This window comes from Rhodopseudomonas sp. RCAM05734 (assembly GCF_052658035.1).
In genome coordinates, this window is the sequence record NZ_CP199742.1 from 2,480,880 (window position 1) to 2,499,864 (window position 18,985).

At 64.6% G+C, this 18,985-nt stretch carries 14 protein-coding genes and 1 pseudogene; 7 read left to right on the forward strand and 8 right to left on the reverse strand.

Annotated features, from left to right (window positions below):
- Positions 1-9: 9 nt before the first annotated feature.
- The 5 genes from mdlC to ACUXVA_RS11705 form a co-directional block, all read right to left on the reverse strand.
- Positions 10-1,635, reverse strand: coding sequence for a benzoylformate decarboxylase (mdlC, locus tag ACUXVA_RS11685; protein ID WP_265080162.1), 1,626 nt, complete (start codon positions 1,633-1,635; stop codon positions 10-12).
- Between the two features lie 238 nt (positions 1,636-1,873).
- Positions 1,874-2,725, reverse strand: coding sequence for an FAS1-like dehydratase domain-containing protein (locus ACUXVA_RS11690; protein ID WP_445492248.1), 852 nt, complete (start codon positions 2,723-2,725; stop codon positions 1,874-1,876).
- Positions 2,726-2,736: 11 nt separating this feature from the next.
- On the reverse strand, positions 2,737-3,831 hold the full coding sequence (locus tag ACUXVA_RS11695) for a CaiB/BaiF CoA transferase family protein (RefSeq protein WP_445492250.1): 1,095 nt from the start codon (positions 3,829-3,831) through the stop codon (positions 2,737-2,739).
- Between the two features lie 42 nt (positions 3,832-3,873).
- Entirely contained in the window at positions 3,874-5,058 is a 1,185-nt protein-coding gene (locus tag ACUXVA_RS11700) for an acyl-CoA dehydrogenase family protein (protein WP_265080160.1), read from the reverse strand.
- 32 nt (positions 5,059-5,090) lie between these two features.
- Entirely contained in the window at positions 5,091-6,356 is a 1,266-nt protein-coding gene (locus tag ACUXVA_RS11705; protein ID WP_445492252.1) for a cytochrome P450, read from the reverse strand.
- Between the two features lie 219 nt (positions 6,357-6,575).
- Between ACUXVA_RS11705 and ACUXVA_RS11710 the strand changes: the two genes are divergently transcribed.
- Entirely contained in the window at positions 6,576-7,748 is a 1,173-nt protein-coding gene (locus ACUXVA_RS11710; RefSeq protein ID WP_445492254.1) for an isovaleryl-CoA dehydrogenase, read from the forward strand.
- A gap of 268 nt (positions 7,749-8,016) precedes the next feature.
- On the opposite strand, the gene ACUXVA_RS11715 is transcribed toward ACUXVA_RS11710, so the two are convergent.
- Both ACUXVA_RS11715 and ACUXVA_RS11720 read right to left on the reverse strand, forming a co-directional pair.
- Complete coding sequence (locus ACUXVA_RS11715) at positions 8,017-8,829, reverse strand: DUF2927 domain-containing protein (RefSeq protein ID WP_445492256.1); 813 nt, start codon at positions 8,827-8,829, stop codon at positions 8,017-8,019.
- A gap of 94 nt (positions 8,830-8,923) precedes the next feature.
- Positions 8,924-9,439 carry a L,D-transpeptidase gene (locus ACUXVA_RS11720; RefSeq protein ID WP_445493278.1) on the reverse strand — a complete coding sequence of 172 codons (516 nt, stop codon included), beginning with the start codon at positions 9,437-9,439 and terminating at the stop codon, positions 8,924-8,926.
- On the opposite strand from ACUXVA_RS11720, the gene ACUXVA_RS11725 reads away from it, so the two are divergent.
- The 4 genes from ACUXVA_RS11725 to ACUXVA_RS11740 all read left to right on the forward strand — a co-directional run bounded on the left by ACUXVA_RS11725 (position 9,339) and on the right by ACUXVA_RS11740 (position 15,131).
- Entirely contained in the window at positions 9,339-9,707 is a 369-nt protein-coding gene (locus ACUXVA_RS11725; protein ID WP_445493394.1) for a hypothetical protein, read from the forward strand. The genes ACUXVA_RS11720 and ACUXVA_RS11725 overlap by 101 nt on opposite strands.
- Positions 9,708-9,771: 64 nt before the next feature.
- A complete protein-coding gene (locus ACUXVA_RS11730; protein WP_265080155.1) occupies positions 9,772-11,310 on the forward strand; it encodes an acetolactate synthase large subunit in 1,539 nt (512 codons plus the stop codon).
- 1,368 nt (positions 11,311-12,678) lie between these two features.
- Positions 12,679-13,851, forward strand: coding sequence for an MFS transporter (locus tag ACUXVA_RS11735; protein ID WP_265080154.1), 1,173 nt, complete (start codon positions 12,679-12,681; stop codon positions 13,849-13,851).
- Positions 13,852-13,994: 143 nt separating this feature from the next.
- Entirely contained in the window at positions 13,995-15,131 is a 1,137-nt protein-coding gene (locus tag ACUXVA_RS11740) for a hypothetical protein (protein WP_445492259.1), read from the forward strand.
- A gap of 201 nt (positions 15,132-15,332) precedes the next feature.
- Here ACUXVA_RS11740 and ACUXVA_RS11745 read toward each other — a convergent pair whose 3' ends face one another.
- Positions 15,333-16,556 (reverse strand): polyhydroxyalkanoate depolymerase, encoded by a 1,224-nt coding sequence (locus ACUXVA_RS11745; RefSeq protein ID WP_445492261.1) that lies wholly within the window; start codon positions 16,554-16,556, stop codon positions 15,333-15,335.
- A gap of 182 nt (positions 16,557-16,738) precedes the next feature.
- Between ACUXVA_RS11745 and ACUXVA_RS11750 the strand changes: the two genes are divergently transcribed.
- Positions 16,739-17,392: a glutathione S-transferase family protein gene (locus ACUXVA_RS11750; RefSeq protein ID WP_445492263.1), complete on the forward strand. Its 654-nt coding sequence runs from the start codon at positions 16,739-16,741 to the stop codon at positions 17,390-17,392.
- A gap of 400 nt (positions 17,393-17,792) precedes the next feature.
- A pseudogene (locus tag ACUXVA_RS11755) lies at positions 17,793-18,943 on the forward strand (hypothetical protein).
- Positions 18,944-18,985: the final 42 nt, after the last annotated feature.

Sequence of the window (18,985 nt, forward strand, 5' to 3'; positions counted from 1 at the left end):
GTTGTCACATCAGTGCTTTTGTCCATAAAGCACGGGCACGGCGCTGTCGACGACGACTTCGACAAGGCTGACGCCATCATACTGCAGGCCGCGCGCGAGCGCTGCCGCGAGTTCCGTGGCCTTGCTGACACGCACGGCGTTGCAGCCCATTCCTTCGGCAAGCTTGACGAAATCGAGACCGGGCAGGTCGAGGCCGGGCACATTCCGCACCTGCATGACCTGGCTGAACGAGCGCATCGCGCCGTAACCGGAATTATTGATGATCACCACGGTCAGCGGCAACTTGCGCTGGACGGCGGTCCATAGCGCCTGGATCGAATACATCGCCGAACCGTCGCCGATCAGGCACACGCTGCGGCGGCCGGGATAGCCCAGCGCCATGCCGACGGAGGCCGGCAGGCTGTGGCCGAGGCCGCCGGAACTCATGGTGTAAAAACTGTCCTGGCCGCGCATCGGCATGAACTTCTGCATCGCCGGACGATGCGAGGGCGCTTCCTCCACCAGCATGGCATCCTTGGGCATCGCCTGCGCCAGCGAGTGCAGGAGGTAGTCGACCGGGATCGGGTCGCCGGTCGCGGGCGGGGGCGGCAGGATACGGCCGGGCGCGGCCGTGCGTTTGGTAGCGGGCAGCAGGTCCAGCAGCAGCGTCAGTGCTGGCTTCATCGTCGCTATGATGCTGGTGCCGACCGGCATCACCGCGGCCGAGGTGGTGTCATCGGTGATCTGGAACAGCGTGGTGCCGCCATCAAAGATCGACGCGTGGCCCTCCACATGGAAAGTAAACACCGGCGCGCCGATCACCACGACGAGGTCGTAGTCGCGTAGCGCGTCGGAGAGTTGCGCCGGCGAGGCATGCAGGAAGCCGGCGAACTGTGGATGCCGTTCCGGAAAGCTGCAGCGTGCCGAGAACGGGCTGACCCAGACGGCCGCCTTGGTCTTTTCCGCGACCTGGACCATCAGGTCGACGGCCTCGGCGCGGTCGATGCCGGGGCCGACGATCAGTGCCGGCTTCTTGCTGCCAGCCAAGGCGGCGACCAGTTCGTGCATCGCCTGGGGATCGGGACCGAGCTCGCGGCTCACGCGCCGTGCGGCGATGGGTTGCGCGGGATGGGTCCAGTCGTCGATCGGTACCGAGACGAAGGTCGGCCCGCACGGCGGCTGCATCGCCACGTAATACGCCCGCGCGATGGCCGCGGGCACGTCCTCGGCGCGCGCCGGCTCGACGCTGTATTTCACATAAGGCCGCGGAAATTCCGAGGCGCGTTCGGCATAGAGAAAGGCCTGCAGCGGCAGGATGCTGCGCGCCTGCTGGCCGGCGGTGATGACCATCGGGGTCTGGTTGCGATGTGCGGTGTAGATGTTGCCAAGCGCATGGCCGACGCCGGCGGCGGAATGCAGGTTGACGAAGGCGGCATTGCGCGTTGCCTGCGCATAGCCATCGGCCATGCCGATCACCGAGGCTTCCTGCAGACCGAGCACGTAGTCGATGTCGTCGGGCCAGTCCGACAGAAACGGCAGTTCGGTCGAGCCGGGATTGCCGAACACCTTCTTGATGCCGAAGGCGCGGATCAGGTCGAGGGTGGCGTCCTTGACGGTGACGGATTTACGGGCGGGTTTTGCTTTGTCGCGGGCCAATGTGTTTCCCCATTTGCGGCGTTGGTTCGCAGCGATTGGCCCCGATCAATCAGGGGAAGTGCGGAAGAGTCAACATGCTCTGGCTGTCATCGTCCGCAATCTCAGCCTGTCATCACCCGCGAAAGCGGGTGATCCAGTAGACGCTGGCGCCGCGGCTTTCTTCACCGCCGCCTGCGTATACTGGGTCGCTCGGTCCTGGCGCGCAATTGCGCGCAGGCCGGGCGACGACAGTCGGTGGCTACCAGCTCGCCGTCGCCTTCATGGTCGGCGCGCCCTTGTCGTTGGCGGTCCAGACCTCCAGCCCCTCGGCCGTCTCGTTGGCATTGACCGAAAATTCCGCGCCGTCGAACAGCGGCTGCACGCCGCGGTAGCTGAACTTGGCGGGCGCTTTGCCACCGTGCAGTTTCGCTGACAATTCCACCAGCAAGGCCGCCTGCATCGGCCCGTGAAACACCAGGCCGGGATAGAACTCGACTTTTGTCACGTAGTCGCGGTCGTAATGGATGCGGTGGCCATTGAAGGTCAAAGCGGAGTAGCGGAACAGCAGCACCGGATCGGCAAAGTGCCTTTCGCTGTGTTTTGCCGTGGGCACCTCCTTCGGTGCCGGCGCCGGTGGCGCCATGCTGGTCGGCGCGTCGCGATAGACGATGTCCTGGCGCTCGCGAATGGCGAGGCCGCGCGGCGTGGTGATGAGGTGCTCGACGCTGACAAAACACAGCGCGCCGGTGGAGCCGGTCTTCAGCGTGACGTCGAGGATTTTTGACGCGCGCGTGACGTCGTCGCCGACGCAGAGCGTGTCGAGAAATTCGAGCTGGCCGCCGGCCCACATGCGGCGCGGCAGCGGCACCGGCGGCAGGAAGCCGCCGCGGGCCGGATGGCCATCGCTGCCGAGCTGGTCCATCGGCGCCACCGGCTGCGCGAGGCACCAATGCGTGGTGAAGGGCGCGGCGTCGCCGGGCTGCGGCTTGCCGATGTCGAGGAACAGCGTGGCGCGCAGCCCCTTCACGAGCTGTGCGGTGACAATATCCGAGGCCTCGTCGGTGCGCCCGATCCGGCTGCGGAGGTGATCGAGATCGAGTGTGTCGGCCATGGTTTGCTCCGTTACTTCTGCACTTCGCCGATGGCCGGGACCGCGCGGTATCCACGCGGCGCGTCGACGAAGATCGCGGCCGGCGCGGGATAGCTGACGTCACCGTTCGGCGTCGCCACCGTGATGCGGCGCAGATGCGGGTGGGTGGAGAGATCGGCCATGGTGTTGACCTCGGCAAAGGCGATGTCGGCCTCGGTCAGCCGCTGCAGCAGCGCGTCGCGGCTCAGGGAGCCGAACGCGTCGCTCACGGTCTGGTCGGTGAAGGCGCGGTTGCGCACGCGCTCGACGCCGTTGACCAGGCGCGGGTCGCTGGCCAAAGCGGCGTCGCCGAGCACCTTGGCGCACAGCACTTTCCACTCACGTTCGCTCTGGATCGAGATCAGGATGTCCTTGCCGTCCATGGAGCGGAACACGCCATAGGGCGCGATGGAGGGATGTGCGAGGCCCATGCGCTGCGGCGGGTTGCCGGCCTCGGCATTGAGCAGCGGCACGGTGAGCCAGTCGGCCATCACGTCGAACATCGAGATGCGGATGTCGGCGCCCTGGCCGGACATCGCCCGGCCAATCAGCGCTTCGAGGATCGCGGCATGCGCAGCAGCGCCGGTGGCGACGTCGACGATGGAGACGCCGACCCGCGACGGGCCTTCGGGGCCGCCGGTGATCGAGGCCAGCCCGCTTTCGGCCTGGATCAAGAGGTCATAGGCCTTGCGGTGGGCATAGGGGCCGTCGTCGCCATAGCCTGAAATCGTGCAGCAGATCAGTCGCGGATAGTCCTTGCGCAGGCGCTCGAGAGTAAAACCGAGCTTGTCCATCGAGCCGGGCTTGAGATTCTGCAGCAGCACGTCGGCGGCGGCGATCAGCTCCTCCAGCGAGCGACGGCCCTCGGGCGTCGCGAGGTCGATGACCACGGAATCCTTGCCGCGGTTCAGCCAGACGAAGTAGCTGCTCTGGCCTTTTGCCGCATGGTCGTAGCCCCTGGCAAAATCGCCTTCCGGGCGCTCGATCTTGATCACATGGGCGCCGGCATCGGCGAGCCGCGAGCTGCAGAACGGCGCGGCCACCGCCTGTTCGACGGCGATGACGGTCAGTCCTTCAAGCGGCAGCATCGTTCACTCCGGGATTTCGAAAGAGGAGCCTCGGCCGTTGTGTCAGTACGAGCGCGGCATGCCGAGCACGTGCTCGGCGACGTAGGACAGGATCAGGTTGGTGGAGATCGGCGCCACCTGATACAATCGCGTCTCGCGGAATTTGCGCTCGACGTCGTATTCCTCGGCAAAGCCGAAGCCGCCGAAGGTCTGCACGCAGGCGTTGGCCGCTTCCCAGGAGGCATCGGCGGCGAGCATCTTGGCCATGTTGGCCTCGGCGCCGCAGTCCTGACCCGCTTCGTATTTGCGGGTGGCTTCCTTGACCATGAGTTCGGCGGCGCGCATGGCGGCGTAGCTCTTGGCGATCGGGAACTGGATGCCCTGATTCTGGCCGATCGGGCGGCCGAACACCACGCGTTCCTTGGCATAGGCGGTCGCCTTGGCGATGAACCACTTGGCGTCGCCGATGCACTCGGCGGCGATCAGGATGCGCTCGGCATTCATGCCGGACAGGATGTAGCGGAAGCCCTTACCTTCCTCGCCGATCAGATTGGCCGCGGGCACCTTGAGGTCGGTGAAGAACACCTCGGTGGTGGCGTGGTTCATCATGGTGCGGATCGGGCGGATCTCCAGCCCGTTGCCCTTGGCTTCCTTCATGTCGACCAGGAACACGGACAGACCGTCGGTGCGCTTGGCCGACTGGTCCTTCGGCGTGGTACGCGCCAAGAGCAGCATCAGGTCGGAGTGTTCGGCGCGGCTGGTCCAGATCTTCTGGCCGTTGACGACGTAGTTGCCGTCCGCGTCCTTCTTCGCGAAGGTTTTTAGCGATGTGGTATCGGTACCGCTCGTGGGCTCGGTGACGCCAAACGCCTGCAGCCGGACTTCGCCGGTCGCTATCTTCGGCAGCCACTGCGCCTTCTGCGCATCGGAGCCGTGCCGCAGCACCGTACCCATGGTGTACATCTGCGCGTGGCAGCCGCCGCCGTTGCAGCCGGCGCGCTGGATCTCTTCGAGGATTGCAGCCGCTGCGGAAATTTTCAGCCCGGAGCCGCCATATTCCTCGGGGATCAGCACCGACAAGTAGCCGGCCTCGGTCAGGGCATCGACGAAGGCCTTGGGGTAGGCCATGTCGCGGTCGAGCTTGCGCCAGTATTCGCCGGGAAACTGTGCACACAGCTTGGCGACGGCATCGCGGATATCGTGATAGTTTTCCTGGAACTCGTCCTGCTCCGCGGCTTGGTTTTTCATCGAGGAATTTACATTCTCTTATTTGGGAAAAATCAGGAAATGCGAACCGGCAAAGACTCGTAGCCTTTGACGAAGCTCGAATATACCCGCTTAGGTTCCCCGACAACCTCGATATTGGCAAACCTCTCCAGCATTTCCTCCCACACGATCTTCGGCTGCAACTCGGCCAGCCGCATGCCGACGCAGCGGTGGACGCCGAAACCGAACGACAGATGGGTGCGCGGACGGGCGCGGTCGATGATGAAGTCGTTGGGGTTCTCGATCATCTCGTCGTCGCGATTGCCGGAGACGTACCACATCACCACACGGTCGCCCTTTCTGATGGTCTTGCCGCCCAGTTCGGTATCGACCAGTGCGGTACGGCGCATATGCGCGAGCGGAGTCTGCCAGCGAATGACCTCCGGCACCATGGTGTCGATCAGCGCCGGATTGTCGCGCAGCTTCTGATACTGGTCGGGGTTCTCGTTCAGCGCCAGCACCGAGCCGGTCATGGTGTTGCGCGTGGTGTCGTTGCCGCCGACGATCAGCAGGATGATGTTGCCCATCAGGGTGTCGGGGTCCATCTGCCGCGTTGCGTCGCTGTGCGCCATCATCGAGATCAGGTCATTCCGCGGCTCGGAATTTACCCGCTCATTCCACAGCTTCTCGAAAGTAGCGGCGCACTCGTCCATTTCGCGCCGGCGCTCCTGCTCCGAGGAGACGACGCCGCTCTTGGGCAGCGCCGTCGCCACGTCGGACCAGCGCGTCAGCTTGCGGCGTTCTTCCCACGGGAAGTCGAACAGCGTCGCCAGCATCTGCGTGGTCAATTCGATGGAGACGCGCTCGACGAAATCGAAGGTCTCGTTGCGGGGCAGGGCGTCGAGCACCTTGCAGACTCGCCCGCGAATGAGCACGGCCAGTTCGTCGAGATGAGCGGGCGTAAACATCGGCGACACGGTCTTGCGCTGTGCGCTGTGACGCGGCTCATCCATGGCAATGAAGCTCGGCCAGTCGTAGCCTTCCGGCACGTCCCGGATACCGATGCCGCCGTGCTTGACGTCGGAGGAGAAGATGGCGGCATTGGTATCGACATGCATGATGTCGTTGTATTTGGTCACCGACCAGTACGGCTCGATCGGCGCATTGGTGCAGTAATGCACGGGCTCTTCCTTGCGCAGCCGCTCGAACCATGGCCACAGCGTGTCGGTCTGGAACAGCTTGGGCGCGCCCGGATGGAAATCCTTCAGCGGTGTTGCGTAGGCCTGCTCGCGTGCGATGCGCTGGCGTGCGACCTTTTCGCTCTCGATGGTGCCGTGCATTTTCGATTCCTGTTTCGTTCGTCCCGACGCGTACCGTGGCTGATCCCGGCGGCGTTATTTTGGCCGAATTACACTCCGTTGTCGGTCACAGCGCAAGGCCGGGCAAAGGCGATTCCGGCCGAACGAAGGGATTGATTTGGCGAAGCATTTCCTGTCTTCAATAGGGAAACGCATGCGCGTTGCGCGCCAAAGGCGATTTTCGAGCGGAGGCAGCCCCCGATGATTCCCAATGCCCACAGGATGTTCAATTTTGATCTCGGTGAGACCGCCGACGCGATCCGCGAAACCGTGCGCGACTTCTCCGCCAACGAGATCGCGCCGCGCGCCGACGAGATCGACAAGAGCAATCAGTTTCCGCGCGACCTGTGGCCGAAGCTCGGCGCGCTCGGCCTGCACGGAATCACAGTCGAGGAGGAGTATGGCGGCTCCGGTCTCGGCTATCTCGAGCACTGCATCGCCATGGAAGAGATCTCGCGGGCCTCGGCCTCGGTCGGGCTTTCCTACGGCGCGCATTCCAACCTCTGCGTCAACCAGTTGCGCCGCAACGGCTCCGATGCGCAGAAGCGCAAGTACCTGCCGAAGCTGATCTCCGGCGAGCACGTCGGCGCACTGGCGATGTCGGAGCCGGGAGCGGGATCCGACGTGGTGTCGATGACAACGCGCGCCGAGAAGAAGGGCGATCGCTACATCATCAACGGCAACAAGATGTGGATCACCAACGGCCCGATCGCCGAGACGCTGGTGGTCTACGTCAAGACCGATCCTGCGGCCGGCTCACGCGGCATCACCGCCTTCATCGTCGAGAAGGGCATGAAGGGGTTCTCCACCGCGCAGAAACTCGACAAGCTCGGCATGCGCGGCTCCGATACCGGCGAGCTGGTGTTCGAGGACTGCGAAGTGCCCGAAGAGAACGTGCTCGGCGAGGTCGGCCGCGGCGTCAACGTGCTGATGTCGGGCCTCGACTACGAGCGTTCGGTGCTGGCCGCGGGACCGCTGGGGATCATGCAGGCCTGCCTCGATCTGGTGATGCCCTATGTGCACGAGCGCAAGCAGTTCGGCCAGCCGATCGGCATGTTTCGGCTGGTGCAGGCCAAGGTCGCCGACATGTATGTGACGATGAACGCCTCGCGCGCCTATGTCTATGCAGTGGCGAAATCCTGCGACCGCGGCGAGACCACCCGCGAGGATTCCGCCGGCGCCATTCTCTACGCCGCCGAAAAGGCTACGCAATGCGCGCTCGATGCGATCCGGCTGCTCGGCGGCAACGGCTACATCAATGACTATCCGGCGGGCCGGCTGCTGCGCGACGCAAAGCTCTACGAGATCGGCGCCGGCACCAGCGAGATCAGGCGCATGCTGATCGGCCGCGAGCTGTTCGACAAGAGTGCTTAGCGGAAGACTGAATTCAATTGTCGCGGCCCCATCGTTTCCCTCCTCCCGCGTCTTCGCGGTGGGGAGGGTGGCCGGGCGTAGCGCAGCGAAGCCCGGTCGGGTGGGGGGTGTTGCAACATGGATTGCAAAGTGTGGGGCACCCCCACCCCGGCCTCCGCTTTCGCTCGGCCGACCCTCCCCACCTCGCGCAGCTTCGCTGCGCTCCGGGGGAGGGAGGCCATGAGCGCATTCGCGCCCGATGAAATCGGCAAATGAGAGAAAGCGATGACTACTCTGACGTCAGCCCATTCACCTTGGTCACCCAGTTCCGCACGTCGGCCAGCACCTGCGGGATTACGGCATTGACCTCCTGCACGGTCATGCCGGCCCGGATGCGGGGGTCGTAGAGGATGTTGAGGATGTACTGGTCGTAGACGTCGAAATAGCCCATCTGGACGCTGTCGTTGAACATCGTCCATGGCACCGAGCTGGTGTCGTTGATCGGGCCCAGCGACTGCAGCAGTTCCTCATAGGCGCAGTCGAGGAAGATGAAATCGCCATTGTCGACGGTGAGGATGACGTCGGAATGCTCGATCTCGTAGGCCTCGTTCTTGCGGAAGCCGGACAGGCACTGCGGATCCAGCGAGGTGCGGATCTCCCTGGCGCGGTCGCTGCCGTAGAAGGTGGCGATGGTGCGGTTGAGGTCGCGGTCGCGCACCAGCTTGACCAGCACGTTGGCGTCGTCGCTGCTATCCGCCATGGCGATGTTGAGGTGCTGCACGCGCCGGGCGATGTCGGTCACCACCCGGGCGACCTGCGCCTTGCGGTCGGCGCGGCCGTCGGCGAACACCCGCACCGGGATCTCGTATTTGCGGATCCGGTCGACCCGGCCGGCGAGGTGATATTCGGCGCCGAACGCGGTCTTCAGAAAGCCGTCGACGATCTCGGCGTCGGTGAAGGCCTTCTTCTCGCTGCGCTGGCGCGCAGCGATTGCCGGAAGTTCACCGGCGACCGCTTGCGGCGCGGCCGGGGTCAGCAGGGTTGCGACGACGCCGAACGCCAGGATGGTCCGGTTTCGTCGCGATTTGTGCGGTGCGCTCATTGCGTGCACGCTGTCGCAATGCGTCGGCGTGCGCAAGTTACAATTAGGCGTCTGGGTGGAACAGCGGCGCCCGCAGGCGCCACCTGCCGCGACCTCAGTTCTTGACGATCACCGTGGCGCCGACGGCGACGCGATTATAGAGGTCGGTGACGTCGTCATTGGTCATGCGGAAGCAACCCGAGGACACTGCCTGGCCAATGGTCTCCGGCTCGTTGGAGCCATGGATGCGGTACAGCGTGGAGCCGAGATACATGGCGCGGGCGCCGAGCGGATTGTCGACGCCGCCTTCCATGTGGCGCGGCAAATCGGGGCGCCGGGCGATCATCTGTGCCGGCGGGGTCCAGCTCGGCCATTCCTTCTTGGCGGTGATCTTGTGCACGCCGCCCCAGCGGAAGCCGTCGCGGCCGACGCCGATGCCGTAGCGCAGCGCCTGGCCATTGGCCTGCACCAGATACAGCCGCCGTTCGGCGGTGTTCACGATGATGGTGCCGGGCGCATAGCGGGTATCGATGCTGACCACGGTGCGGGGGATCGGTCCGGAGCCGCTCGAGGTGCCGAAATTGGAAAAGAAATTGGTGAACGACGGCAGAATCGTCGACCTGGAAGTCAGGCTGCGCCTGCTGCTGAGGCTGCCGCCCGCGGGCATTGGCGGGTGCCGCGATGGCCAGCATCGCGACGGTGGCAAACAGAATGGAGAAAATGCGCTTCATCGTTTCCTCGCCAGAACAGCCAAGCCCAAGACGGCCATGGCCAAGACAGGCCACAATTCGCCTCAATCTGCAAGCCACCGGTCGGTGATTCCCGCCGCGTCGGCCGGCATGGTGAAGCCCGCTGCCTGCGCAGGGCTGACCGGGATGCGTTGCATTTGCCCCCTTTGACGAGAACTCCGAACAATGGTTGATCGTCCTCGTCATTCAAGACGCGAAAAACGGGAGCGAGACGATGAACGGTGCGGAAAGCCTGGTGCGGACGCTGGTGGCGGGCAAGGTCGATGTCTGCTTTGCCAATCCCGGCACCTCGGAAATGCATTTCGTCGCCGCGCTAGACCGCGTCGAGGGCATGCGCTGCGTGCTCGGCCTGTTCGAGGGCGTGGTGACCGGCGCCGCCGATGGCTATTATCGTATGAAGGGCACGCCGGCCTCGACGCTGCTGCATCTCGGCCCCGGCCTCGCCAATGGCCTCGCCAACCTGCACAACGCCAAGAAGGCCAATTCCGGCATCGTCAACATCGTCGGCCAGCATGCCGTCTATCACATCGAATACAACGCGCCGCTGACCTCGGATATCGAGGGCCTGGCGCGGCCGATGTCGCAATGGGTGCACACCTCGCCGGATGCGAAGTCGGTGGCCACGGACGGCGCCGCCGCTATTGCCGCCGCGCGGAATGCCCAGGTCGCGACCCTGATCCTGCCCGCCGACACCGCCTGGGGCGAGGCCTCCGGCATCGCCGAGGTCAAGGATGACAAGCAGCGCGCAGGCTATGCGCCCGACGCGGTGGATGCCGCAGCCCGGGTGCTGAAGTCCGGCGAACCGACGCTGCTGCTGCTGACCGGCGGCGCGCTGACCGAGCACGGCCTGGCGCTGGCGGCGCAGATCGCCGGCAAGACCGGCTGCAAGGTGATGGGCCAGACCTACAATCCGAAGATGGCGCGCGGCGCCGGCCGCTTCGCCATCGACCGGATTCCCTATGTAATCGAGCTGGCGCTGCCGATCCTGAAGCAGTTCCGCCACATCGTGCTGCTCGAGGCCAACGATCCCGTGGCGTTCTTCGCCTATCCGAACAAGCCGAGCATGCTCAAGCCGGAGGGCTGCGAGGTTCACCGCGTCACCGCGACCGGCGAGAACTCGGTGGCGGCGCTGGAAGCGCTGGCCGGCGCGCTCGGCGCCAAGCCGTCCGACGTGGCGCCGCAGAAGCTGATGGAGCTGGTCAAGCCGACCGGCGCGCTCAACCACGCGTCGATTGCGCAGGCGATCGCGCTGGCGATTCCCGACAATGCCATCATGGTGGACGAGTCGCTGACCACCGGACGCGGCTTCTTCCCGCCCACCGCGGCGGCGAAGCCGCATGACTGGCTGCAGAACATGGGCGGCTCGATCGGCTTCTCGACGCCGGTGGCGACCGGCGCCGCGGTGGCCTGTCCTGACCGCAAGGTGATCTGCATGGTCGGCGACGGCAGCGCCATGTACACGCTGCAGTCGCTGTGGACCCAGGCTCGCGAAGGGCTCGATATCACCACCATCGTGTTCGCCAACCGCAAGTACCAGATCCTGCTCGGCGAGTTCGACGGCGTCGGCGCCGGCCATCCCGGCCAGCGCGCCCTCGACATGCTCAACCTCGATCGCCCGGCGCTGGACTGGGTGGCGCTCGCCAAGGGCATGGGCGTGCCGGCGCGGTCGGTCACCACGGCCGACGACCTCAACAAGGCACTCGCCGACGCCATGGCCGAGAAGGGCCCGAAGCTGATCGAAGTGGTGATGTAAGGGACGGCTGCAACTCTCTCGTTCCCCGGACGCGTGCAGCGCTCTTCCTTCTCCCTCCCCCCGCGTCTTCGCGGTGGGGAGGGTGGCGCGTGTGAGCGGAGCGAACAACGCGTCGGGTGGGGGGACGCGCGCCATGCGCGACAGAGCGTGAGGCGCCCCCACCCCGGCCTCCACTTCGCCGATGCTGCGCATCGCCTTCGTTCGGCCGACCCTCCCCGCCTCGCGCGGCTGCGCCGCGCTCCGGGGGAGGGATTCTTCAGGCGCCTTGCCTGAACATCTGATTCAACTGTCAAACAGCCAAGCAACGACAATCCCGCGACGCTTTCGCGCCCGGGCTGTGCTGCATTCCCGCCCTCAATCGAGAGGGCGCGCGGAACGCCGGGTGCCCGATGCACCCATGGGCTTGTGCGCAAAATGTAGTAAGCGCACAAGGCTTGCCACGGTCACACCGGACTGATCCGGCGTTCCGCGCGCGATGGTGTTAACGGTCTATGTCGTGCTCTCCCCGGCGGCCGACACGGTTTCTCGTCGCCGTCGCTTCCGGTTGAGGGTGTTCCGCGGACGGATTGCCGCGGACTCTCCACCGGGCTTGGTGCTCACGCGGGGCACCAGGACCACACGCCTTCGCCGTCCGCGCAGCGCTGTCGTCTGCACTTCCTCCGGTTCTCACTGGCCATTCTGGCGAGCCCTGAACCGAATTCCGCGCCTGACGCTGCCGCGTCCACCGCACCCCGCCCAGCGAACCTGACGATCGCGATACGCCCCTCTCGGTGGGGCGGGATGCGATGGATTATAAACCTAGCTGGATGTACGTCAAGAGGAATCGCGGATTATTTTCTCTGCGTGCCTGTCGCTGTTATCCCGTTCCCCGGACGCGGTGCACTGCGCCGCGCCTGCGCGGCGTGGTGCGCCGCAGATCCGGCCCAGCTTGTTGACATCAAAGCAAGCTGGGTCCCGGGTCTGCGCAGCAGCACTTTCGGCGATGCTGCGCATCGCCTGTGCTGCAGCGCGCCCGGGACACGAAGGACGCTGCTGCGTGCCCGGGAAACAGAATGTCGCACCGTGAAACGGGGGCTGCACAGCGCGCCCGGGAAACGGAGAGTTGCAGCGGCGCTGTCACCCCACCCCGCCGCACACGCGCTGCGCGCGCCGTGCGTCGACCCTGAGCGGGCGAGGCGCCCGCTCGCCCCCTCAAAGGGGAGGGTGACGGAAGATGCTGCCGCGCGAAACTTCGCCGAGCGCTTTGCTTCGCGCATCTGGACATGCCGCCGAAGATCACGGCAGATTGGCACGCCAGTGATCGGCGCTGGCGACTTCCCGCTACGACCGGCTTCCATAACGGTCGTCCCAGCACTGCAGGATCGAGTCATGAACGTCCCCGCCCGGGTCATCACCTACGTCAACGTCGGCCATTTCATCGATCACTACGCGATGCTGATCTTCGCCGCCGCGGTGATCGTGATGGGGCCGACCATGGGCATGACTTATTCGGAGCTGTTGCCCTATGCCACGCCGGGCTTCATCGCCTTCGGTGCGGGATCGCTGGTGACCGGCTGGCTCGGCGACCGCTGGAGCCGGCGCCATATGATGGTGATCTATTTCTTCGGCATCGGCCTGTCGATGATCTCCGTCGGGCTGGTGCAGTCGCCGCTGCAGCTCGGCGTCGCGCTGTTCTCGATCGGCCTGTTCGCCTCGATCTATCATCCGGTCGGCACCGCCATGATCGTATCCTATGCCGACAAGCTCGGCCGCGAGATGGGCATCAACGGCGTATGGGGCAATTTCGGCGTGGCATCGTCGGCGCTGATCACCGGCGTGGTCGGCGAATTCCTCGGCTGGCGCTGGGCTTTCATCATCCCGGGCGTGGTCACGCTGCTGGCCGGCTTTTTCTTTGCACGCGCCGTGGCCCATGAAGATCGTTCGGGCTTCAAGCAGGCCGCTGCGCAGGCTCGGGTGGCCAAATCCGATATGTGGCGGGTGATCCTGGCGCTGCTGGTCACCGTGATCGCGATCTCCACCACCTTCAATGCGATCACCGTGGCGCTGCCGAAGCTGTTTGCCGAGCGGCTGTCGGATATGACCCACAGCCCGGCGCTGCTCGGCATCATCGCCGCCGGCGTCTATGTGTTCGGCGCCGCGACGCAGTACAATATCGGCAAGCTGATCGATCGCCATTCGCTGAAGGCGGTGTGCGTGCCGCTGTCGCTGGTGCTGGCGCCGTTCCTGTATTTCGCCGCGACCCTGTCGAACGTGTCGCTGATCGTGGTGGCGATCGGCATCATTATCGGGCTGTTCGGCCAGATCACGGTCAACGAGGCCATTGTCGGCAAATACACCAGCGAGGAATGGCGCTCGCGGGCCTATGCGGTGCGCTATTTCGTCGGCTTCAGCGCCGCCGGCGCCTCGGTCGGGCTGGTGGCGTGGCTGTACGAGCAGGGCGGTTTCATCATGATGCTGCATTCCTTCGCAGCATTGTCGGTGCTGGTGATCGTGGCAGCGATGATCCTGCCGCCGGAATTGCCGGCCGCGAAGGCGAACTAGCGCGCCATGGCATGACAGCATATCGGTGGACCGTGCCATCTCCAGAACGAGGTGTGACCGCCCGGAATTTTTTGGTAACCACGGTGTAGATCAGTGTGAGAGCCGGAACTGCGGCCTGTGCCTGATATGAACCGAGAGATGCATTGTTCGATTCTGTAAACTTCGAAGCGCTGGTCGACGAGATCTACGAAGCGGGCGTGGTGCCGGACCGCTGGCCGCTGGTGTTCGACAAGCTCGCCGGGATCGCCGACGGTGAAGGCGCCATGATGTTCGCGATCGCCCCGGGGATTCCGCGATGGTGTTCGTCCGCCGCGATCCACGAGCGCATCGATCGATGGACCAAAAGCCCGTTCGCGCAGAACAATCCGCGCAACGAGCGCCTTCTCCCGAACATCGAGTCGCGTTTTCTGACCGACCTCGACAAGTTTACGCGCGAGGAGCTCGACAACGAGAAATTCTACACCGACATTCTTCGGCCGGGCGGGTTGGGCTGGTGCGTCGGCACATCGATTCGTGCACCATCCGGCGACATGCTGGTGTTGTCGGTGGAAAAGGCGTTCGCCAAGGGGCCGGTGCCGCGCGAGACCGCCGAACAGCTCGACCATTTGCGTCCGCATCTGGCGCGCGCGGCGGTTCTGGCGGGCCGCCTAGGCTTCGATCGCGCCCGCACCGCCATCGCCACGCTGGAGATGATCGGGCTGCCGGCTGCGGCCGTGACCCGCAACGGCCGTTTGGTCGCCGCCAATCCGGCCTTTCTCACGGTCAGTGCTACCGTCGGCGTCGGCGCGCGCGATCAGGTGCAGTTCACCGCGCCTGCGATCCAGTCGATGTTTGTGGAAGCTCTGGGCAAGCCGGTCTCGCTCGCCCGGACCGGCCGCTCGATTCCGGTCGCGGCGACGTCAGCCAGCCCGCCGCTGATCGTCCATGTGCTGCCGTTGCGGCTGGCTGGGCTCGACGTCTTCACCGGTGCGGTGTCGATCGTCTTCCTGACCGCCATTACCCAGCAGGGCAGTCCGGCGCCGGAGCTGCTGCAGGCGCTGTTCGACCTGACGCCGGCGGAAGCGCGAGATCGCCAGCATGCTGATCGATGGCCATTCGCTCAGCGGAATCTCGAAGCTGCAGAACGTCAGCCTGAACACCGTCCGCACCCAGCTCAAATCGGTGTTCGCGAAAACCGGGGTCGATCGCCAGGTCGACCTGGTCCGGCTGCTGGGCCAGCGGCGGGTCCGGGTGGCGTGAGGCCGCGGCAACAAAAAGGCCGGCTCGAAGGCCGGCCTTGATGCACAATATGATGTCGTTGAAAGTGGTGCAACCTGTCAATAAACGGTCCGCCGAAGCGGCAATTGGAACGATCGACATGCCGCTTGCGCGGCCTGCAAAACGAATCCCCCGGTACCGACGTAGGCGAATGGCTGGGATCGCGCCTCACCCGTTTGGGTGAAGGAATGAATTTAATTTTATTTTTACAGAACGTCCCACACTCACGAGTTGACGTGCACGAAGTCCCGCAACAAGGGGTAGATCTCGTTATTCCATCGCCGTCCGCTGAACACGCCGTAATGGCCGACGCCGGCCTGCATGTGGTGGACTTTGCGATAGGCGCGCACGCCGGTGCATAGATCCTGTGCGGCGAGTGTCTGGCCGATCGAGCAGATGTCGTCCTTTTCGCCCTCGACGGTCATTAGGCCCATGCGCTTGATCGAACCGGGATTCACCGGCCGGCCCTTGTACATCAGCTTGCCCTGCGGCAGCAGATGTTCTTGGAAGACGTCGCGGATGGTCTCGATGTAGAACTCGGCGGTCAGATCCATCACCGCGAAATACTCGTCGTAGAAGGTCTTGATGACCTCGGCCTTCTCGGTCTCGCCCTTGGCGAGGTGGTCGGCGAGATCGACATGGGACTTGATGTGGCGCTCCAGGTTCATGGAGACGAAGGCGGTGAGCTGGACGAAGCCGGGATAGACCTTGCGGAACGCGCCCTTGCACTGGATCGGCACGTAATTGATCAGGTTGTCCTCGAACCACTTCAGCGGCTTGCTCTTGGCGAAGTCGTTGACCTTGGTGGGCTGGATGCGGGTGTCGATGGGGCCGGCCATCAGGGTCAGGCTGGCGGGACGGGCGGGGTGGTCGTCTTCCGACATGATCGCCGCGGCGGCCAGCGCCGACACCGACGGCTGGCAGATCGCGATCATGTGCGAGCGCGGCCCCAGCACGTTCATGAACGTAATCAGGTGCTCGGTATATTCGTCGAGGCCGAACTTGCCGGCGCTGAGCGGGATGTCGCGGGGATTGTGCCAGTCGGTAATATAGACGTCGTGATCCTGCAGCAGTGTCTTGACGGTGCCGCGCAGCAGGGTGGCGAAATGTCCGGACATCGGCGCCACCAGCAGCACGCGCGGCTGCAGTGGTGAATTCTCTTTCTTGAAATGCAGCAGCGAGCCGAAGGGAGTCGAGAACACCTCTTCCTCGGTGACATCCAGCTCGGCATTGCCGACCATGACCTTGCCGATGCTGAAGGCCGGACGGGTATAGGTCAAAGCGGTGCGGGAGATCAGTTCGAGGGCGGACGACAGCCGGCCGAACAGCTTCTCTGAGGTACCGGCAGGAACGAGATTGAGGTATCGCAAGGCCGCGGCGGCGCCGCTGCGCCAAGGTGCCGTCAGGTCCATGTGATTCTGGTAGGCTTGGTACATCATCGACATCATGCGGATCTTTCCCTGCTTTATTGCTATGCAATATCGAAGCCAGGGAAGAGTCAAATAGTCTGTAAAACTGGCACGTCGTTTGCTGCACGAATCGGGAAAAGCACACGCATGGGGCGATTCGCGGCGGTAAAGCCGCCGTCCGCTGCAGGTCGCGTTGGGTTTGATAGGTGAGGAGATCGCCGATGAGCAGGGCCACACTGACACTGAGCAGCAAGAATTACTCGTCGTGGTCGCTGCGCGGTTGGCTGCTGACCAAATTCTCCGGCCTGGAGTTCGACGAGATCATCACCGCGCCCGACGATGCCTCGGCCAAGGCTGAAATCCTGCTGCTGTCGTCCTCGATCCTGGTGCCGTGCCTGCGCCACGAGGGGGCCGTGGTGTGGGACACCCTGGCAATCGGCGAGTATCTCAACGAGATCATGCCGGAGGCCGGCCTGCTGCCGTCCGACCGCATCCTGCGCGCCCATTGCCGCTCGATCTCCGGCGAAATCCATTCCGGCTTCACCACCTTGCGGGCGTCGCTGCCGGTCAACCTCAAGGGCCATTTCCCGAACTTCAAGATATGGTCGCGCGCCCAGGCCGACATCGACCGCATCTGCACCATCTGGCGTGAATGCCTCGCCAAGTCCGGCGGCCCGTTCCTGTTCGGCGAGCGCAGCATGGCGGATGCCATGTACGCGCCCGTGGTGACGCGCTTCATGACCTATGACGTGAAGCTCGACGACCGGCTGGCGGCCTATGCCAGCATGGTGATGACGCTGCCGGAAATGCAGGAATGGATCGCTGCGGCGAAGCTCGAGCACGACGATATCGAAGAGCTTGAGGTCGAGTACTAGAGTTCGATTGAGTTCGAGGGCAGCGTTCCCCGGACGCGGTGCACTGCGCCGCTTCAAGCGGCATGGTGCTCCGCAGATCCGGGGTCCCGATGACCAAGAACACTTGGGTCCCGGATCTGCGGAGCGGCACTTCCGTGCGAAGCTTCGCTTCGCTAGGCCGCACCGCGTCCGGGACACAAGCGCATCTCGGCCTTTGAACAGGCCTGCAAATCGGGCATCGCATGCCCAAACTCTATCCAGCGCTTTGTCCTCTCTCGCGTCCGTTCCGGCGAATGCGCACCGAACCGGGCCGCTTTCCCGGCGTCAGCTAACAAAACTCCGCCACGACCCGCTGGCGCGAAATTCGCATGGTGCATCGCAGTAACACCGGGCCGAGCGCCCCGCCGGATTGGAGGATGCCATGAACGTGCATGCTGCGGTCGATCTCAAATGGCCGGGCCTGACGCGCCCCAACGGCGATCCGCTCCGCCTCAACCATCAGGATTTCGTGGCCATCGATCGCCACAAGGATACGACCTACGAGGCGACCTATCGCCCGCAGGCGCTGTACAGTCGCGCCAATGAAGGCTTCCACGCCAACAACGAGACCTTCTTGCTGCACGAGGTCGCGACTAACCTGCCGATCTACCGCGAGGATACCGGCCCCACCGATTTCCACCTTCACCTGCCGCCGGGCGGCTTTCAGCTGGTGCTGGTGACCTCGGGCATGTTCACCTTCGACTACGATGGCCGCGTCTATTATGTCGGGCCGGGCGCGGTGATGCTGCAAAGCGCGATCGTGCATCGCCAGCTGTTCTACACCTGGTCGGGTCTGTCGACTGAGGAGAACCTGAAGACGCCGCAGACGGTGGTGCCGGACGCCATGTCCATGGGCTATTCCGGCAAGTTTCTCGAAGCTTTCGTTACCGATCCCACGACCTTCCCGAACCCGACCATCGTCGGCCCGGACAAGATCGACGAGGCCGAAACCCCGCGGGTGGCCTGGACCCATGCGTTGCATGATCGACCGGCCGATGCCGGCTTCTGGCTGCAGGATCCGCTGGCGCTGGATGCGCTGTTCAGGCCGCTGGCCGAAGGCGTCATCGCATCGGCTGTGCCGGTCTATGTGCGCGATATCGGCATCGAGGTGCCGAGCGGGCATCTGGTCACCGGCCACATCATCGCCACCGATCCGCGCGGCCAGTCGCTGCTGCCGAAGAGCACTTCGTCCGCAGCGGACGCCGGCTGCTTTGCGAAAGGCGAGGTGGTCATCTACCGGGTCATTCGCGGCACCGCCGAGTTCAGGGACAGCGCGGGCAAGACGTTCGAACTGGGCGCTGGCGATGTGGTGACGGCGGGCAGGAATGCGACGAGCCTCGTCGGGGTCGGCGACAATACGCAGGTGCTCCGGCTCGGCCTTCTGAAGGGCCTGGAGCGGCCGCGCAGCTGGACGCCGACGCAGCGTGACGAGATCGACGGCCTCGCGGACAGGATCATCACCCGCAAGGACGTGCGTCCGCTGCGCACCGAGGAAAGCCGGTCGGCTATCTGTACGGGGCTTCCGCGGGTTGACCACGGGGACGACTGCGTGTTGACGTCGCCGCGCTGGCCTCG

What these genes read in the sequence shown, in the direction of transcription:
- ACUXVA_RS11690 (WP_445492248.1), bottom strand. Translation starts at nt 2,725, where the DNA reads ATGGCCGACACACTCGATCTCGATCACCTCCGCAGCCGGATCGGGCGC.
- ACUXVA_RS11695 (WP_445492250.1), bottom strand. Translation starts at nt 3,831, where the DNA reads ATGCTGCCGCTTGAAGGACTGACCGTCATCGCCGTCGAACAGGCGGTG.
- ACUXVA_RS11700 (WP_265080160.1), bottom strand. Translation starts at nt 5,058, where the DNA reads ATGAAAAACCAAGCCGCGGAGCAGGACGAGTTCCAGGAAAACTATCAC.
- ACUXVA_RS11705 (WP_445492252.1), bottom strand. Translation starts at nt 6,356, where the DNA reads ATGCACGGCACCATCGAGAGCGAAAAGGTCGCACGCCAGCGCATCGCA.
- ACUXVA_RS11710 (WP_445492254.1), top strand. Translation starts at nt 6,576, where the DNA reads ATGATTCCCAATGCCCACAGGATGTTCAATTTTGATCTCGGTGAGACC.
- ACUXVA_RS11715 (WP_445492256.1), bottom strand. Translation starts at nt 8,829, where the DNA reads ATGAGCGCACCGCACAAATCGCGACGAAACCGGACCATCCTGGCGTTC.
- ACUXVA_RS11725 (WP_445493394.1), top strand. Translation starts at nt 9,339, where the DNA reads ATGCTGACCACGGTGCGGGGGATCGGTCCGGAGCCGCTCGAGGTGCCG.
- ACUXVA_RS11730 (WP_265080155.1), top strand. Translation starts at nt 9,772, where the DNA reads ATGAACGGTGCGGAAAGCCTGGTGCGGACGCTGGTGGCGGGCAAGGTC.
- ACUXVA_RS11735 (WP_265080154.1), top strand. Translation starts at nt 12,679, where the DNA reads ATGAACGTCCCCGCCCGGGTCATCACCTACGTCAACGTCGGCCATTTC.
- ACUXVA_RS11745 (WP_445492261.1), bottom strand. Translation starts at nt 16,556, where the DNA reads ATGATGTCGATGATGTACCAAGCCTACCAGAATCACATGGACCTGACG.
- ACUXVA_RS11750 (WP_445492263.1), top strand. Translation starts at nt 16,739, where the DNA reads ATGAGCAGGGCCACACTGACACTGAGCAGCAAGAATTACTCGTCGTGG.